The organism is Chryseobacterium sp. HNCC26DJ238 (assembly GCF_057180465.1).
The window spans coordinates 58,472-73,684 of record NZ_JBXUGI010000015.1; the positions used below are offsets into that span (position 1 = coordinate 58,472).

At 35.9% G+C, this 15,213-nt stretch carries 15 protein-coding genes; 7 read left to right on the forward strand and 8 right to left on the reverse strand.

Translation table 11 applies throughout. The features are described 5' to 3' along the window. Window positions 1-14 precede the first annotated feature (14 nt). Complete coding sequence (locus AC2A07_RS14625; RefSeq protein ID WP_484051029.1) at window positions 15-1,544, reverse strand: trypsin-like peptidase domain-containing protein; 1,530 nt, start codon at window positions 1,542-1,544, stop codon at window positions 15-17. Between the two features lie 289 nt (window positions 1,545-1,833). Here AC2A07_RS14625 and trhO point away from each other — a divergent pair, with 289 nt between their 5' ends. Both trhO and AC2A07_RS14635 read left to right on the forward strand, forming a co-directional pair. Next, window positions 1,834-3,192 (forward strand): oxygen-dependent tRNA uridine(34) hydroxylase TrhO, encoded by a 1,359-nt coding sequence (trhO, locus tag AC2A07_RS14630; protein WP_484051030.1) that lies wholly within the window; start codon window positions 1,834-1,836, stop codon window positions 3,190-3,192. Between the two features lie 84 nt (window positions 3,193-3,276). Beyond that, a complete protein-coding gene (locus AC2A07_RS14635; RefSeq protein WP_484051031.1) occupies window positions 3,277-3,849 on the forward strand; it encodes a 5-formyltetrahydrofolate cyclo-ligase in 573 nt (190 codons plus the stop codon). Here the strand turns inward: AC2A07_RS14635 and AC2A07_RS14640 are convergent. Next, entirely contained in the window at window positions 3,801-4,379 is a 579-nt protein-coding gene (locus AC2A07_RS14640) for a hypothetical protein (RefSeq protein ID WP_314493593.1), read from the reverse strand. The genes AC2A07_RS14635 and AC2A07_RS14640 overlap by 49 nt on opposite strands. Further along, complete coding sequence (locus AC2A07_RS14645; protein ID WP_484051032.1) at window positions 4,363-5,541, reverse strand: hypothetical protein; 1,179 nt, start codon at window positions 5,539-5,541, stop codon at window positions 4,363-4,365. The genes AC2A07_RS14640 and AC2A07_RS14645 overlap by 17 nt, the downstream gene beginning before the upstream one ends. A gap of 182 nt (window positions 5,542-5,723) precedes the next feature. Between AC2A07_RS14645 and AC2A07_RS14650 the strand changes: the two genes are divergently transcribed. After that, window positions 5,724-5,957 (forward strand): hypothetical protein, encoded by a 234-nt coding sequence (locus AC2A07_RS14650; RefSeq protein ID WP_314493588.1) that lies wholly within the window; start codon window positions 5,724-5,726, stop codon window positions 5,955-5,957. Window positions 5,958-6,043: 86 nt separating this feature from the next. Here AC2A07_RS14650 and AC2A07_RS14655 read toward each other — a convergent pair whose 3' ends face one another. The 5 genes from AC2A07_RS14655 to AC2A07_RS14675 all read right to left on the reverse strand — a co-directional run bounded on the left by AC2A07_RS14655 (window position 6,044) and on the right by AC2A07_RS14675 (window position 10,497). Continuing rightward, on the reverse strand, window positions 6,044-6,811 hold the full coding sequence (locus AC2A07_RS14655) for a TrmH family RNA methyltransferase (RefSeq protein ID WP_314493586.1): 768 nt from the start codon (window positions 6,809-6,811) through the stop codon (window positions 6,044-6,046). 55 nt (window positions 6,812-6,866) lie between these two features. After that, window positions 6,867-8,207, reverse strand: a complete 1,341-nt coding sequence (locus tag AC2A07_RS14660; RefSeq protein WP_484051033.1) for a DNA recombination protein RmuC — start codon at window positions 8,205-8,207, stop codon at window positions 6,867-6,869. A 365-nt stretch (window positions 8,208-8,572) separates the two neighbouring features. Continuing rightward, entirely contained in the window at window positions 8,573-8,725 is a 153-nt protein-coding gene (locus tag AC2A07_RS14665) for a hypothetical protein (RefSeq protein ID WP_484051034.1), read from the reverse strand. Between the two features lie 27 nt (window positions 8,726-8,752). Further along, window positions 8,753-9,931 carry a nicotinate phosphoribosyltransferase gene (gene pncB, locus AC2A07_RS14670; RefSeq protein ID WP_484051035.1) on the reverse strand — a complete coding sequence of 393 codons (1,179 nt, stop codon included), beginning with the start codon at window positions 9,929-9,931 and terminating at the stop codon, window positions 8,753-8,755. Between the two features lie 89 nt (window positions 9,932-10,020). Further along, window positions 10,021-10,497 carry a ferritin-like domain-containing protein gene (locus AC2A07_RS14675; RefSeq protein ID WP_314493580.1) on the reverse strand — a complete coding sequence of 159 codons (477 nt, stop codon included), beginning with the start codon at window positions 10,495-10,497 and terminating at the stop codon, window positions 10,021-10,023. Between the two features lie 131 nt (window positions 10,498-10,628). Here AC2A07_RS14675 and AC2A07_RS14680 point away from each other — a divergent pair, with 131 nt between their 5' ends. From AC2A07_RS14680 to fusA, 4 genes are all read left to right on the forward strand, one after another. Then, the gene (locus AC2A07_RS14680; RefSeq protein ID WP_484051036.1) at window positions 10,629-11,999 is read left to right on the forward strand and encodes a hypothetical protein; all 1,371 of its coding nucleotides are present in this window, start codon (window positions 10,629-10,631) and stop codon (window positions 11,997-11,999) included. A gap of 159 nt (window positions 12,000-12,158) precedes the next feature. After that, the gene (gene rpsL / locus AC2A07_RS14685) at window positions 12,159-12,572 is read left to right on the forward strand and encodes a 30S ribosomal protein S12 (protein WP_027383325.1); all 414 of its coding nucleotides are present in this window, start codon (window positions 12,159-12,161) and stop codon (window positions 12,570-12,572) included. Window positions 12,573-12,595: 23 nt separating this feature from the next. Beyond that, complete coding sequence (rpsG, locus tag AC2A07_RS14690; protein WP_314493575.1) at window positions 12,596-13,072, forward strand: 30S ribosomal protein S7; 477 nt, start codon at window positions 12,596-12,598, stop codon at window positions 13,070-13,072. Between the two features lie 6 nt (window positions 13,073-13,078). Continuing rightward, window positions 13,079-15,196, forward strand: a complete 2,118-nt coding sequence (gene fusA / locus AC2A07_RS14695; protein ID WP_314493573.1) for an elongation factor G — start codon at window positions 13,079-13,081, stop codon at window positions 15,194-15,196. Window positions 15,197-15,213 lie beyond the last annotated feature (17 nt).

Genomic DNA, 15,213 nt, shown 5'->3' on the forward strand with positions numbered 1-15,213 from the left:
TTCTATAAACTCTGTTAAGGCATTTTGAATCCTTTTGTATATATTCTTCCGAAGTTATCTACAAACTTTACCTGTACATTTCCTTTGTAGCCATTGAGCAGCTTCTCTACATCACTTTGTGAGTTGACAGGCTTACCATTAATTTCGATGACAATATATTGATCTACAATCCCTATTTTAGCCATCTCGCCACCTTCAGAGACATTCTTGGTTACAACACCACTGTTCAGTCCGTATTCGGTCTTAAACCTGTCATTTAAAGGATCAAATTCAGCTCCGATTTTTTCAGTTACGCTCAGATCTGCTTTTGATCTTGAAGCAGTTCCTCCTTTTTGGTCTCTTAGCGTCACCGTTGTTGTTGCCTCTTTACCGTTTCTGAGATAAGTGACCTGTACTTTGTCACCAGGACGTTTGCTTCCGACTGAAACAGAAAGATCTGCAAAGTCAGTAATTACAGCCTCATCAACTTTTGTTATGATATCTCCGGATTTCAGTCCTGCATCTTCGGCACCACTTCTTTCAGAGAACCCTGTAATATATACTCCGGATCCAACTTTGATATTTGTTTTTTTATCTCTGTTATAAAGGGCTATCTGCTGGTCATTCGAAAGATCTAAAGAATTTACCCCTAGGAAACCTCTCTGTACAATTCCGAATTTTTTGATATCCTCAATGACTTTTCTTGCTAAGTTTGCGGGAACCGCAAAACCATAGCCCTGATAATAACCTGTCGTTGAAGAAATTGCCGAATTAATTCCAATCAGATCGCCGTTTACGTTAACCAATGCTCCGCCTGAATTTCCAGGATTGATGGCAGCATCGGTCTGAATAAAACTTTCAATAGGATTAGTCGCCTTACCCTGTCCGCTCAGAATACCGATTCCTCTTCCTTTAGCGGATACAATACCTGCAGTAACAGTTGAATTAAGCCCCAGTGGATTACCTACAGCGAGAACCCATTGTCCTACTTCAATATTATCTGAGTTTGCAAAATTCAGGAACGGAAGACCTTTTTCTTCAATCTTCAGCAAAGAAATATCTGTATTTGGATCTGTTCCTACTAAAGTTGCGATATAGGATTTTTTGTTACTTAACACAACTTCAAGCTTATTTGCTCCCGCCACAACGTGATTGTTAGAGATAATATATCCGTCTGCAGAAATGATTACTCCCGATCCCATTCCTGAAGGCATATTTTCAGGAGCTTGCTGTTGTTGCTTTTGTTTTTGCTGCCCACGACCTCCAAAGGGATCACCAAAAAAATAATCTAATAAATCCTGTTCGGAGGCTCTGCTGGAAGTCCTGTTCTGATAATTCTTAATTGTGACTACAGCCGGAACAGTTGTTTTTGCTGCCTGCACAAAGTCATCGCCAACTGCTGCAGTATTCATGCCTACAAATGATGTATTGCTCGACTTTGTAAAATAAGATTGGTCCGAACTGTTAGAATCATGACCAAAATATTGTTGTACGCCAACGGTAGTAGCTCCTGAGATAACCCCTACGACAGCAAATGGTAAAAGTTTTTTTAAAGTACTCTTCATTGTATATCTTCTTTTTTTAAAATTATTTGCATTACTGAATGTAAATTTAATGCTTAATAAGTATGCAATTACTATGCTGTGTTACTGTTTTAACTAAAATTTAACGACTGAGGTGCCAATTTATCCGTAAAATCATAATTGTTAGAAAATTTATTAACAAAGCTTAAGATTAAATTAAAAACACACTGCCATTTTTACCTTAATTGTAGTAGGGAATTTTGTCTTATCCGTATAATTGAAAATTCTTATCTTTGCACAAATATTTTTCTCACTTAAAAACGTTTATAGCATGCAACTGTATAACACCTTAAGCGCAGAAGAAAGAGCTCAGCTTATTGATGAAGCCGGTAAGCAGCGACTTACTTTGTCTTTCTATGCGTATGCCAATCTTTCAGATCCCCAAAAATTTCGCGACGAATTATTTATAGCATGGAATGCTCTTGATGCATTAGGGCGTATTTATGTTGCTCATGAGGGAATTAATGCTCAGATGAGTATTCCTGCAGATCAGTTGGAGGCTTTTCGCAATACATTGGAATCTTATGACTTTATGAAAGGAATCCGGTTGAATGTCGCTGTCGAACAGGATGATCATTCTTTCTTAAAACTGACCATCAAGGTACGGAACAAAATTGTTGCTGACGGTCTGAATGATGAAACTTTTGATGTAACCAATAAAGGTATTCACTTAAAGGCACAAGAGTTCAATAATTTGCTGGAAGATCCCAATACTATTGTTGTGGATTTCAGAAATCACTATGAGAGCGAAGTAGGTCATTTTGAAGGGGCAATCACTCCGGATGTAGAAACTTTCAGAGAGAGTTTGCCTATTATCAATGAACAGTTACAGGATTTTAAAGAAGACAAAAATCTATTGATGTACTGTACAGGTGGAATTCGCTGTGAAAAAGCAAGTGCCTACTTTAAGCACCAGGGCTTTAAAAACGTTTTCCAACTGGAAGGTGGTATTATTGAATATACCCGTCAGATCAAAGAAGAAAATATAGAAAGTAAATTCATCGGTAAGAATTTTGTATTTGATCATCGGTTAGGTGAAAGAATTACAGATGATATTATTTCACAGTGTCATCAATGTGGTAAGCCCTGTGATAACCATACCAATTGCTCAAATGATGCCTGCCATCTTCTTTTTATCCAGTGTGACGACTGCAAAGAAGTTATGGAAAACTGCTGTTCTACAGAATGTCTTGAAATTACCCATTTGCCTCAGTCTGAGCAGGTGAAATTAAGACGTGGAAAACAGGTCGGAAATAAAGTGTTCAGAAAAGGAAAATCGGATGCACTTACATTTAAAAACTCCGGTGATCTACCGGATAAACCTCTTGCAAAAGCAGTTTCGAAAAATATCCGTCAGAAAATATCCCTAAAAAAAGTGTTGATCGGAAACGCAGAGCATTATTATACAAAATCTAAGATTGCGCAGTTTCTAATTGAAAACAAACAACTGTCCGTGGGGGATAAGGTGCTTATTTCAGGCCCTACAACAGGCGAGCAGGAATTTAAAATTACTGAAATTTTTGTTGATGGAGGCCCTTGCGAAGCAGCACAGGCAGGCGATCAGGTTACTTTTGAAGTTCCTTTCAGAGTCCGTCTTTCTGATAAGCTTTATAAGATTACAGAATCTTAATTAAGATGCAGAGAATAGTTGATCCGTTTCAGGAAAAATAAAGCTTCTGTATTTTTTAATCCTAATAGCATCAGCAATATAGAAATGACAAAATCAGAACTAAGAAATTTATATTTAAATAAAAGAAAAACCTTGTCTTGTGATGAGGTTTTATCATTGTCTGAAAATATTTTTGAAAACTTTATCACTGGTTTCAAACCTTTAGCCGGTCATAAAATACATATTTTTATGCCCATTAAAAAGTTTAATGAAATCAAAACTGAAGTTTTCATCAAATTTTTTCTGAAGAATAATATCCGTGTTTTCGTTCCTAAAATTGTTGATAATCAATTGATTTCAGTTGAGATTTTCACCGAAACAGAATTTGAAACAAATAATTGGGGGATAGCTGAGCCTGCTTCAGATATAGATTCTGGGATCAGTGACTTCGATTTTATTATTACGCCACTTTTATATTGTGACAGGAATGGAAATAGGGTAGGTTACGGAAAAGGTTTCTACGATGCCTTTTTTGAAAAAGTTTCTGCAGATTCAAAGAAAATCGGAATCAATTATTTTAATCCCGATGAGGCAATAGATGATCTTTGGGGAAATGATATTCCTTTAGATTATTTAGTTACTCCTACAGCGGTACTGTCTTTTTTTAAAGGTTGCTGATAGAAGTTCACAAAGTAAAATTTGAACTCATTTTTAAATTTTTCCGGTTTTGATACTAAAGTGTATTGTGCATTTTTTTCAAATTTGCCAATTGACCTGTTCTTTCCATCAAAATACTCCACATCGAATTTAGCAAGATCTACGGTGTCTTTATGAAGGACTTCCTGATAGATATTGATGTTGTTGACCTTTACTTTTTTCACCTGTAGACTTTCAAGTTCTTTAAAAAGCACATTGAAGGTTAAGCTGTCAGGCTTCTGAAAATATTTTTCAATTTTAGAATATATTGCGGTATCGATTTCTGTATTTTTTTCACCAGAGAGATAAAGTGTAGAGAGATCAAGAACTTCCTGTACTTTCTGTAGTGTGATAGCATTAATTGCCTGTGTACTATCCATTTGAACCGTTCTGTTGTTGGTGTTTCTTAATTTATCAAGATCGCTTATCGGATTTTCCTCTTTTTTAACACAGGATAGAACAGCGGCTATTATCAGAAGTGAAAAAAATAAGCTTTTACTGATTGTTTTCATTGGTTGAGATTTTAAATTTGATAGAGATAATTTTTCCTTTTATGTTTTTTTTCATTTCAATGACATTAAGATTTTTCAGTGATGTCGTAGGTGTGGTAACCAGGGTGATGTAATCCTGTTTATCCAGGGACTCCAGTCCGTAAATACTGCTGTCGTACACCTGAGTGATCACTGCATCATTGCTGATCAGATTTTCAAGCTGTTTTCTTTTCTGTCTGATCAGATTAAACTGTTCTTCCGGATTGATACCGTTGACGTCCTTGGTAGAGAAATAATATACGGCCATTTTATAATCATCCGGTTTCAGTTCAATGGTTTCTTCTTCAGGTGCATTTTCCAGATTACGGTTGACCTCCAGATTTTCATACATTGTGGAACTGATCTGCATCTTGATGTTTTTGTCTTTTGTCTGATAGTAAAAACATTCACCGGGCTTGATTCTGTAAAAAAGAGGAGATTCATTCTGCTTCAGAACTTTGATTTCAATCGTACTCTGAACTTTTTGATTCCTGTCGGCATCGGTGAAGCAGTAGGTGTAGGTTTGATCAAATATTTCATCTTTAAATCCCAATAAGCCTAAAAGAACCACAAAGACAAAGGTTGCGGCAATCCAGGCGGCTCTCTGATAGTTCTTTTTACTGTTTTTAATCTGAGTATCTACGGAAATTGTTTCAGAAACTGATTTTTGTTCAATTGTTTGATTATCAGAACCGTTTTTTTGTAAATCAGTGTTTTCTAATGGTTCTGAAAATGTTTTTTCAACCGGATTAGCAGTTTTTGGTAAATTTAATGCACTCGAAATAGTTTTTTCCAATTCCTGCCTGTCATTATCAGTGAGTTCCTTTTCATCTGAAAGAAGTTCACCTGCAAAAAGATGCTGTTTTTTAAAGTCAAACCAGGACGTGTAACCTGCATAAACACTCAATAAAGTGAGCATATCTATGCGGGGCAGTTTTGTGACCGGAGAATTTTTAAAATAAGTGTAAAAAGACTTTTCGCTGATATTGCCTTTGGCCTTTTTTCGGAGATCTTCCTGAAAATAAATAATATCAATTCCCTTCCATTTTGATATATCATCATAGGAGGGAGTATATTCTTTCAGATATTGAGCCTGCACATCTTTTTTTAGCTGCTCAAAGTGGAGTAAATCTAAATCAGTCAATTTTTTAATATAATATTAATGTATTGATTATCAGTGTTATTTATTTGTAAAACTGTTTTACAAAGGTATTACAATTATTTTTCATAAACAAATTTTCTATCTGCTATACCTTTGTCTTGTTCAAATAACCGAACAGAGAAAAAGATTTAAAAACAATATTAACAAATTAAATTTAATTTATTATGAAAAAGTCATTATTCGTAGCTGCTATCGCTGCAATCTCTTTAGTTGCTTGTAAAAAAGGTGAAGCTACAACTTCTACTTCTGATTCAATCGAAACTAACGCTGATTCTGCTCAAACTGCAATCGATTCTACAGCTAACGCTACTATCGATTCTACTAAAGTAGCTGCTGATGCTAAGAAAGATAGCGTTGAAGTTAAGTCTGACTCAGCTAAAGCTGCAGTTAAGAAATAATTTTAGTCAATGCTAAAATAAAAGAACCGTTTCGCTCAGCGAGACGGTTTTTTTATGCTTTGTTCATAGCAAAGAAAATTATTTGCTCAATTTTTTTTCTGTCTTAAAGCTTCGTAGCACGCAATTGCGACGGCATTGCTCAGGTTGAGAGAATCAATACTTCCTGTCATCGGAATTAATGTATTGTCTCCTTTTCCTGACCAGAAATCAGTCAATCCTGAATGTTCGGTCCCAAAAAGTACAGCCGATCTTTCTGTGAAATCTCTTCTGTACAGATCTTCAGAAGTTTCATCCATAATGGTTGTGTAAATATTGAACTTATTCTTTTGAAGAAATTGAAAGGTTTCAACATTTTCTGACTGAAAAACTTTCATCCCAAACAAACATCCAACGCTTGATCGGATTACATTAGGATTGTAAAAATCGGCTTTTGCATCTGCAATAATCAGTGCATCAATTCCAAAAGCTTCACAACTTCGTAATATAGCGCCCAGATTCCCAGGTTTTTCTATGCCCTCCACAATAATTACCGTAGAATCTTCCTTAGGTATAAAACTGTTTAAATCAGATTCCTTTGTTTTATAGATGCCGATAATTCCTTCCGAACTTCCCCGGTACGCTATTTTTTCATATACCTTTTCAGAAACGTAATGGATTTTTTCTTTCGGAAGTGCTCCTTTATAGATCTTCTCACAAATGAAAAATTCTTCAGCTTCAAAATGGTATTTTTGGGCTCTCTCATTTTCCTGTTGTCCTTCGACAGGAAAAACACCGGATTTTTTTCTGAAGCGGTTGTCTGATAAGAGTTTGGTAATATTTTTAATTTTCTCGTTCTGAAAACTTTCGATAATCATGATAGATGTGGATAAAATGATAGTGACTGCAAAATTAATTTTTCTAAATCATTTATCAATGATCATTAAGGTCATTAATCAGACTTTGTGGAATTTCCTTTTTATTTTTTATTCCTAAAGATTTCAGTTTCTGCGTTTGTGAGATCAGGTTGTCATTGCCTGTTGAAAGTTGTTTGAAGGCATCATTATAAACATTCTTTGCCTGGTCTATGTTTTTACCTACTTTCTCCAGGTTTTCAATAAAGCCTGCAAATTTGTCATACAGTTTTGCTCCGCGCTCCGCAATTTCCATGGAATTCCGATTCTGATATTCTCTTTTCCAAAGGTCAGCGATCAGTTTGAGAGAAGTGATCAGGTTGCTTGGGTTTAACAATAAAATCCTTTTTTCATATGCGAAATTCCAGAGGTTCTGATCCGTCTGCATGGCAGCAATGTATGCCGGCTCGCTCGGAATAAACATCATGACAAAATCCAGGGATTTCCCATAATCATCATAAGCTTTCTGACTCAGTTGGCTGATGTGTGTTTTAATCGATGACAGATGTTGGTTGAGCCTGATCTTGTAAATGTCGCTATCTGTCTCATCTACCAGTTCTGTGAAAGCGGTCAGGGAAACTTTAGAATCAATAATCACATTTCTTTCATCAGGGTATTTTACAACGGCATCAGGACGCATTTTCTTGCCTGAAAATTCTGAAAACAGTGCTTTGTTGTCTTCATCTTTGAGTTCATGCTCAAGAAAATACTCCCTTCCTTTGACCAGGCCGGATTTTTCCAGGATGCTTTCCAGAATCATTTCGCCCCAGTTTCCCTGTGTTTTGCTTTCGCCTTTCAGAGCGCGTGTTAATTTTTTAGCATCTTCGGATATCTGCTGATTGAGAAGGGCGAGTTCCTTTACCTTTTCACCTAAAGAGAAGCGTTCTTTATTTTCTTTTTCATACACTTCATTTACTTTGTTTTTAAGGTCTGTGATCCTTTCCTGGAAAGGATCAAGAATGTTTTTAAGGTTGTTTTGATTGAGCGTGGTAAACTTTTCCGTTTTTTCTTCTAAAATTTTATTGGCTAAATTTTCAAAATGGAGTTTTCCTTCTTCCTGAATTCTTTTTGTTTCTTCTTTCTGAGCTTTCAAAAAAGTGTTTTCTGCAGAGACTTTAGCAAATTCTGCTTTGAGATCATTTAAAAGATCTGATTGTTGAAGATTATTTTCCTTTTCGCTTTTAATAATTTGTTCTGAATCTTGAATTTTAAGATTTAAATGATCAAGATTTACCTGATTTTGAATTTTCGAGCTGTTGAGTTCATCAAATTCTTTTCTAGAAACAGAATTTGATTTGACTAAAAAATAAGCTAAAACAAAGCCTAAAATTACTCCGAGTATGAGATATAAAACTTCCATTTTTCAAAATTACAAAAGAAAGAATTCTTAAAAAACTTTTCTTTTAACAATCTAAACCTCATAGGTTTTCAAAACCTATGAGGTTTAAGGTGATGAGTATTGTCAAATAGATGTGACTGCTATCCGTTTTTTTTCAGTTTTAGATGAGATAAAATTAACTTTTGAAATTAATTAGTTTTTGTGTGTTCTGAAATCTCGATATTTTTTACGAGATCATTGCTTTTGTATTTCTTAATTCTTTGGCTAAAGCTGAAGAAAGTAATTTGGGATCTCATAATTGTCAGGAAATTTTTTTCGGAGTATAATAAACTCTTTCTCATCAATTTGTGCTGTACTTGTCGTAAGCATGACGACCTTGCAGGCTTCTATTCCGTTTTGTATGCTCTTAAAGAATCTGCTGATTTTTGACTGTAAGTGGTTTTCTGATTATTAGAATCTCCGTCTTTTCCTGGTTTTCCGTCTTCACCCCTTGTATATACAAAACAAGAGGTCAAAGAGAAAAAAAATACTAAGTACAAATAAATTTTTCATGATTTTAAAAGTACTTAATCATTGATTCTCAAAAATTCTTTCGCCAGTTCGATCATTTTTGGGTCTCCGGTGTATTTACCATGCTCGTCAGATAATTTTACGGTAGGGATCCATTCTTTGTTCAGAGCCTGGACCCCTATCAATTTCATGACAATATTCATAGGCTTCAGACCAACATCATTCGTCAGATTGGTTCCGATACCGAAAGAGACGCCTATTTTACCTTTACAGTAATTGGTGATTTCTTCAACCTTTTCAAGATTTAAAGCATCGGAAAAAATAATATATTTGAATAAAGGATTGATTCCATTGCTTCTGTAATGGGCTATTGTTTTATCGGCAAACTCAAAAGGGTCTCCGCTGTCATGTCGTACGCCATCAAAAAGTTTGGCAAACTTTTTATCAAACTGCTGAAAGAAAACGTCAGTTGTATAAGTGTCTGATAATGCAACGCCCAGATCACCACGATACACATCAACCCAATGTTCTAATGCCAGTTCATTAGCCATTTTAAAACCAAACTCTGCACCGTGAAACATAAACCATTCGTGAGCATGCGTTCCGATGGGTTTTACATTGTACTTCATTGCAAAATGAACGTTGGAACTGCCTATAAATGTTGATTCCTTTTTCTGAGTTAGGGCTTCCATAACGAGGTTCTGAACCTTATAAGAATGCCTTCTCCTGGTTCCGAATTCTGCGAAATTAACGGCTAATTTATTTAATGAATCCGCTTTTTCTAAAGTTTTGCTCATCACCACATCATTGGAGTCTCTTTCCATGTGATTCATCTCGTAATGAAGCTCGCTGATCAGCGCCAAAAGCGGGACTTCCCAAAGAATTGTTCTGTACCAGAGTCCTTCTACAATTACACTCAGATCATTTCCGGTCTGTACGATTTTCACTTCGGAGGGATCATAGTGATAACCTTCCAAAAAATCTAAATAAGGTAAATTTAAGTATGGACACGTTTTTGCCAGGAATTTTTTTTCTTCTTTAGTAAGTTTAAGTTCTGCCATTTTGTTAACAATCGTCTTCAGGGCAGCATCAAAACCTTCCGGAAAGTGATGCTTCCCACGATTGATAAATTCGTATTTGACAATCTGGCTGGGAAAAAGTTTCACCACAGCATTCTGCATCGTAATCTTATAAAAATCATTGTCAAGTATTGAATTGAGTCGTATTTCGGACATATTTTAATTTTAATTAAATTTAATAAAATAAATAAAAAAATCGCCTTTTTCAGGGGCGATTTTTCAATCAGTGAAATGATTTTTATCTTTTATTTTCCTAAATATGAATTGTACATCCATACTTCTTTTTCCTGCTCGGTAATGTAATCACTCATTTGAGAATTGGTGCCTTCATCGCCAGCTTCATCGGTAATGTCTAATAATTCTCTCTGTAAATCGATCACCACTTTGAAGGATTCCAATATGATTTCAACACTTTTGTTGCCATCGCTTACTTCCTTGCTTTCCTTTATCGTAGAAAGTTGAAGATAATCTGAATAGTTGTGTCCTGGAGTTGCTCCCAAGGTTAATATTCTCTCTGCTATCTCATCAATTTTTAAAACCAGACTGTTGTATAATTCTTCAAATTTTGGATGAAGAGTAAAAAACTGTTCTCCTTTAATATTCCAGTGAGAGCCTCTCGTGTTCTGATAAAATACGGAATAGTTGGCTAAAAGAATGTTAAGTTTTTCTGAGATGTTTTCACAGTCTGTTTCTTTCAGACCAATAATGTTTGCATTTTTCATAAAGTTTATTTTTTGAATTCAATTAGGTGGAAAAATTGTGCCGAACTCATCTCTGTGTGATTGATGATACTTATCTTTGGTATTTTTAAAATATATTGAAATTAATAAATGTTTAGTTATTTATTAAAGTAATGAGAAAATATAAAATACTCGCAGTTATTACTGTTCTTATTTATTTTTTACAGTCTTTTTTTATTTCATTTGGAGGGATCGTTTCAGACAGTCTTTCCTATTTTGGGATTTCAGGTGATCTGCCATATCCTGAAACTAATCTTTTTCCTTTGGGTTATCCATTATTGCTTAAACTGTTTCATCTGGTATTTTCGGATTATTTTTGGTCTTACAAAATTCTCAACCTTTTCTTTACTATAACGATTTTGATTTTTTCGTACAGTAAGAAATTCTTTTTTAGAGAAACGGTATTGCTTTTTGCCGGGAAAACTTTTTTTTACGTATTTACGCAGGCGGTTTCTGAATCTGCATTTATTTTCATTTTTTATTTCCTGATCTACTTTCTCTTTCAGATGTTGAATAAGCCTGAAAAATTATATAAGAATTGTATTTGGGCATCCTGCTTGATGGTCGGTCTTTTTACAGTCCGTTATTCTGGGATCTTTATTTATGTAGGTATCCTCATTTTCTCTGTATTGAAATTTAGTAAAATCAGAAATGAAATGTACAGTAAGGGTATTGTTTTATTTTTGATTTTGTCCGGTTTGGGGATTTCAGGATACCTGTTTTTCAATTATCTGGAATTCGGAAGTTTCACAGGGGAACAGCTTAGAGGGGCGCCAGCCGGAATGTCTTTAATTTATATAGTACGTGACCTATTGGGGGTAGGTAATGTGATTAATCCATTTATTGGAATAAAACCAGCTTCAAATAGTTTTGGAAGCCTGTTGTTTCAGGGTGTTATTTTAGTTTTAGATATTTTTATATTTATTTTTTTCTTCAGATACTATAAAAAAGCTGAAGATATTCCACAAAGGTATTTTCATGTACTGCTTTGGGTGGTTTCCGTTGTGTATGCTTTTGCACTTTTGTTTTCAGGTTGGGTGCAGCAGATTGAGGAAATGGGGATCAGGCTTTTGGCGCCTGCTAATTTTTGCCTGTTTTTTTCATTCCTTATATTATATTTTAAATACAGTAACAATGACCGGGGTATCTGGAGGATTGCCTGTTTTTTTCTTTTTTTCCTGACTGTCTACAGCCTGAAGGATCCTGCGTACTATCTCACGTCCAGAAATATTATTAAGTATCAGATGCCGAAATTCAAAAATAAAAAGTATCTCTATAATAATGAAGGAAATATAAGGACGCTGACGAAGTACGAGATTCCTGTGATACATAAAACCTTTGAGTATGAGCATACGAATAAGCAGAAAGGAAAGCTTAAGGAAGGTCTGGCAGGAAGTGTTGATCCAAAGATAAAATGGCTTAAACATGATACGGTCAGGAATAAGTCTGAAGTTTTATATACTTCGCAACTTTATTTGGAGTGATTAATCAGAATTAACATTGGCTCATACGGTCAATTTTTTTCTGATAATTCCCTGATTCTTTGGGTCATATTTTTTTATTTAAAATATTTATTTGTTCATAACATCTTGTCAATTAAAAAATTATTAGTATTTTTGCACCCTAAAATAAAAAGCAATTAAATGCCTACTATTCAACAATTAGTAAGAAAAGGAAGAGTCGCACTCACCAAGAAGAGTAAATCGGCTGCCCTTGATTCTTGTCCACAAAGACGAGGTGTATGTACGAGAGTATATACTACCACTCCTAAGAAACCTAACTCTGCGCTTAGAAAAGTAGCAAGGGTAAGACTTTCAAACGGTAAAGAAGTCAACGCCTACATCCCGGGCGAAGGACATAATCTTCAAGAGCACTCGATAGTATTGGTACGCGGCGGAAGGGTGAAAGACCTACCGGGAGTACGTTATCATATCGTAAGAGGAGCATTGGACACTGCAGGTGTCAGCGGAAGAACGCAGAGAAGATCAAAGTATGGAGCTAAGAGACCAAAACCAGGTCAGGCAGCAGCTGCGCCAGCTAAAGGAAAGAAAAAATAATCATTAAATAAGGTACAGAAACAATGAGAAAGACAAAAGCGAAAAAAAGACCGTTGTTACCAGATCCGACATTTAATGATCAATTGGTAACTAGATTTGTAAACAACTTGATGCTGGACGGTAAGAAGTCTATTGCATTCAAAATATTCTACGATGCTTTAGATTTGGTAGAAGCAAAAAAAGGAGAAACTGAAAAGACTTCCCTTGAAATCTGGAAAGATGCATTGACTAACGTTATGCCTCACGTAGAAGTACGTTCCAGAAGAGTAGGTGGAGCTAACTTCCAGATTCCTATGCCAATCAGGGCTGACAGAAAAATTTCTATGGCAATGAAATGGTTAATTAGCTATTCTAAAAAAAGAAATGATAAGTCTATGGCTTTGAAATTGGCTAATGAAATCGTAGCGGCTTCAAGAGAAGAAGGTGCTGCTTACAAGAAAAAATCTGATACTCACAAAATGGCGGAAGCTAACAAGGCTTTCTCACACTTTAAATTCTAATTAGAAATGAGTAGAGATCTTAAATTTACAAGAAATATTGGTATTGCTGCGCACATTGATGCCGGTAAAACGACCACTACAGAAAGAATCTTATTCTATACAGGAGTAAACCATAAGATTGGTGAAGTTCACGATGGAGCTTCTACAATGGACTGGATGGAGCAGGAAGCGGAAAGAGGTATTACCATTACTTCTGCTGCGACAACTTGTTCTTGGAATTTTCCAACAGACCAGGGTAAAATGTTACCTGAAAGTAAGCCTTACCACTTCAACATCATTGATACACCGGGACACGTTGACTTCACTGTAGAAGTAAACAGATCTTTAAGAGTATTGGATGGATTGGTATTCTTATTCTCTGCAGTAGATGGAGTAGAGCCTCAGTCTGAAACAAACTGGAGACTTGCTGATAACTACAAAGTTGCAAGAATGGGATTTGTAAACAAAATGGACAGACAGGGTGCTGACTTCCTTAACGTGGTAAATCAGGTTAAGACGATGTTAGGATCTAATGCAGTTCCAATCGTTTTGCCAATTGGTGCTGAAGAAGATTTCAAAGGTGTTGTTGACTTAATCAAAAACAGAGCGATCATTTGGGATGAAGCAGGACAGGGAGCTACTTTCGAAGTAGTGCCGATTCCTGAAGACATGAAGGCTGAAGTTCTTGAATACAGAGAGAAATTAGTAGAAGCTGTTGCTGACTACGATGAGACTTTGATGGAGAAATTCTTCGAAGATCCGGATTCTATTTCTGAAGACGAAATCAACGAAGCACTTAGAAAAGCGACTATTGATTTATCAATTATCCCAATGACTTGTGGTTCTTCATTTAAGAATAAAGGAGTACAGTTCATGTTGGATGCAGTATGTAAATACCTGCCTTCTCCATTGGATAAAGATGATATCAAAGGTACTGACCCAAGAACAGATCTTGATATTACAAGAAAACCAGATGTAAATGAGCCTTTCGCAGCTTTGGCATTTAAGATTGCTACCGATCCTTTCGTAGGAAGACTGGCATTCTTCAGAGCATATTCCGGAAGACTTGATGCAGGTTCTTATATCTTAAACACCCGTTCAGGTGATAAAGAAAGAATCTCAAGAATCTATCAGATGCACGCTAACAAGCAAAATCCTGTAGAATATATTGAAGCAGGAGATATTGGTGCAGCGGTAGGTTTCAAATCTATCAAAACAGGTGATACCATGTGTGATGAGAAAAACCCGATCGTTCTTGAATCGATGGTTTTCCCGGATCCGGTAATTGGTATTGCTGTTGAACCTAAAACGAAAGCAGACCAGGATAAAATGGGTAATGCTTTGGCTAAATTAGCTGAAGAAGATCCTACTTTCCAGGTTAAAACTGACGAAGCTTCCGGTCAGACGATTATCTCAGGTATGGGTGAACTTCACCTTGACATCCTTGTAGATCGTATGAGAAGAGAATTCAAAGTAGAAGTTAACCAGGGTCAGCCTCAGGTAGAATACAAAGAAAATCTTACAAGAGTTGCCCAGCACAGAGAAGTTTACAAAAAACAATCTGGTGGTAAGGGTAAATTTGCAGATATCGTATTTGAATTAGGACCAGCTGACGAAGGTAAAATTGGTTTGGAATTCGTGAATGAGATCAAAGGGGGTAACGTTCCTAGAGAATTTGTTCCTGCAATTGAAAAAGGCTTTAAAGCTGCAATGAAAAACGGTCCTTTGGCTGGTTTCGAAGTTGAAGGTATTAAAGTAACTCTTAAAGACGGATCTTTCCACGCAGTGGATTCTGATGCACTTTCTTTTGAATTGGCTGCTAAATTAGGATTTAAAGAAGCGGGACGTGCTGCTAAGCCGGTAATTATGGAGCCCATTATGAAACTGGAAGTTGTAACTCCGGAAGAATATATGGGTAACATCATTGGTGACCTTAACAAGAGAAGAGGTACGATCAGTGGACAGGAAGAAAAGAACGGTGCCGTTGTAATCAAAGGTTCAGTTCCATTATCTGAAATGTTCGGATATGTTACTACTCTAAGAACACTTTCATCAGGAAGAGCTACTTCTTCTATGGAATTAGAGAAGTACCAGGCTACTCCTCAAAACGTTGCTGAAGATATTATTGCTAAAGCAAAAGGTTAATTTTTTAAATCAAAGAA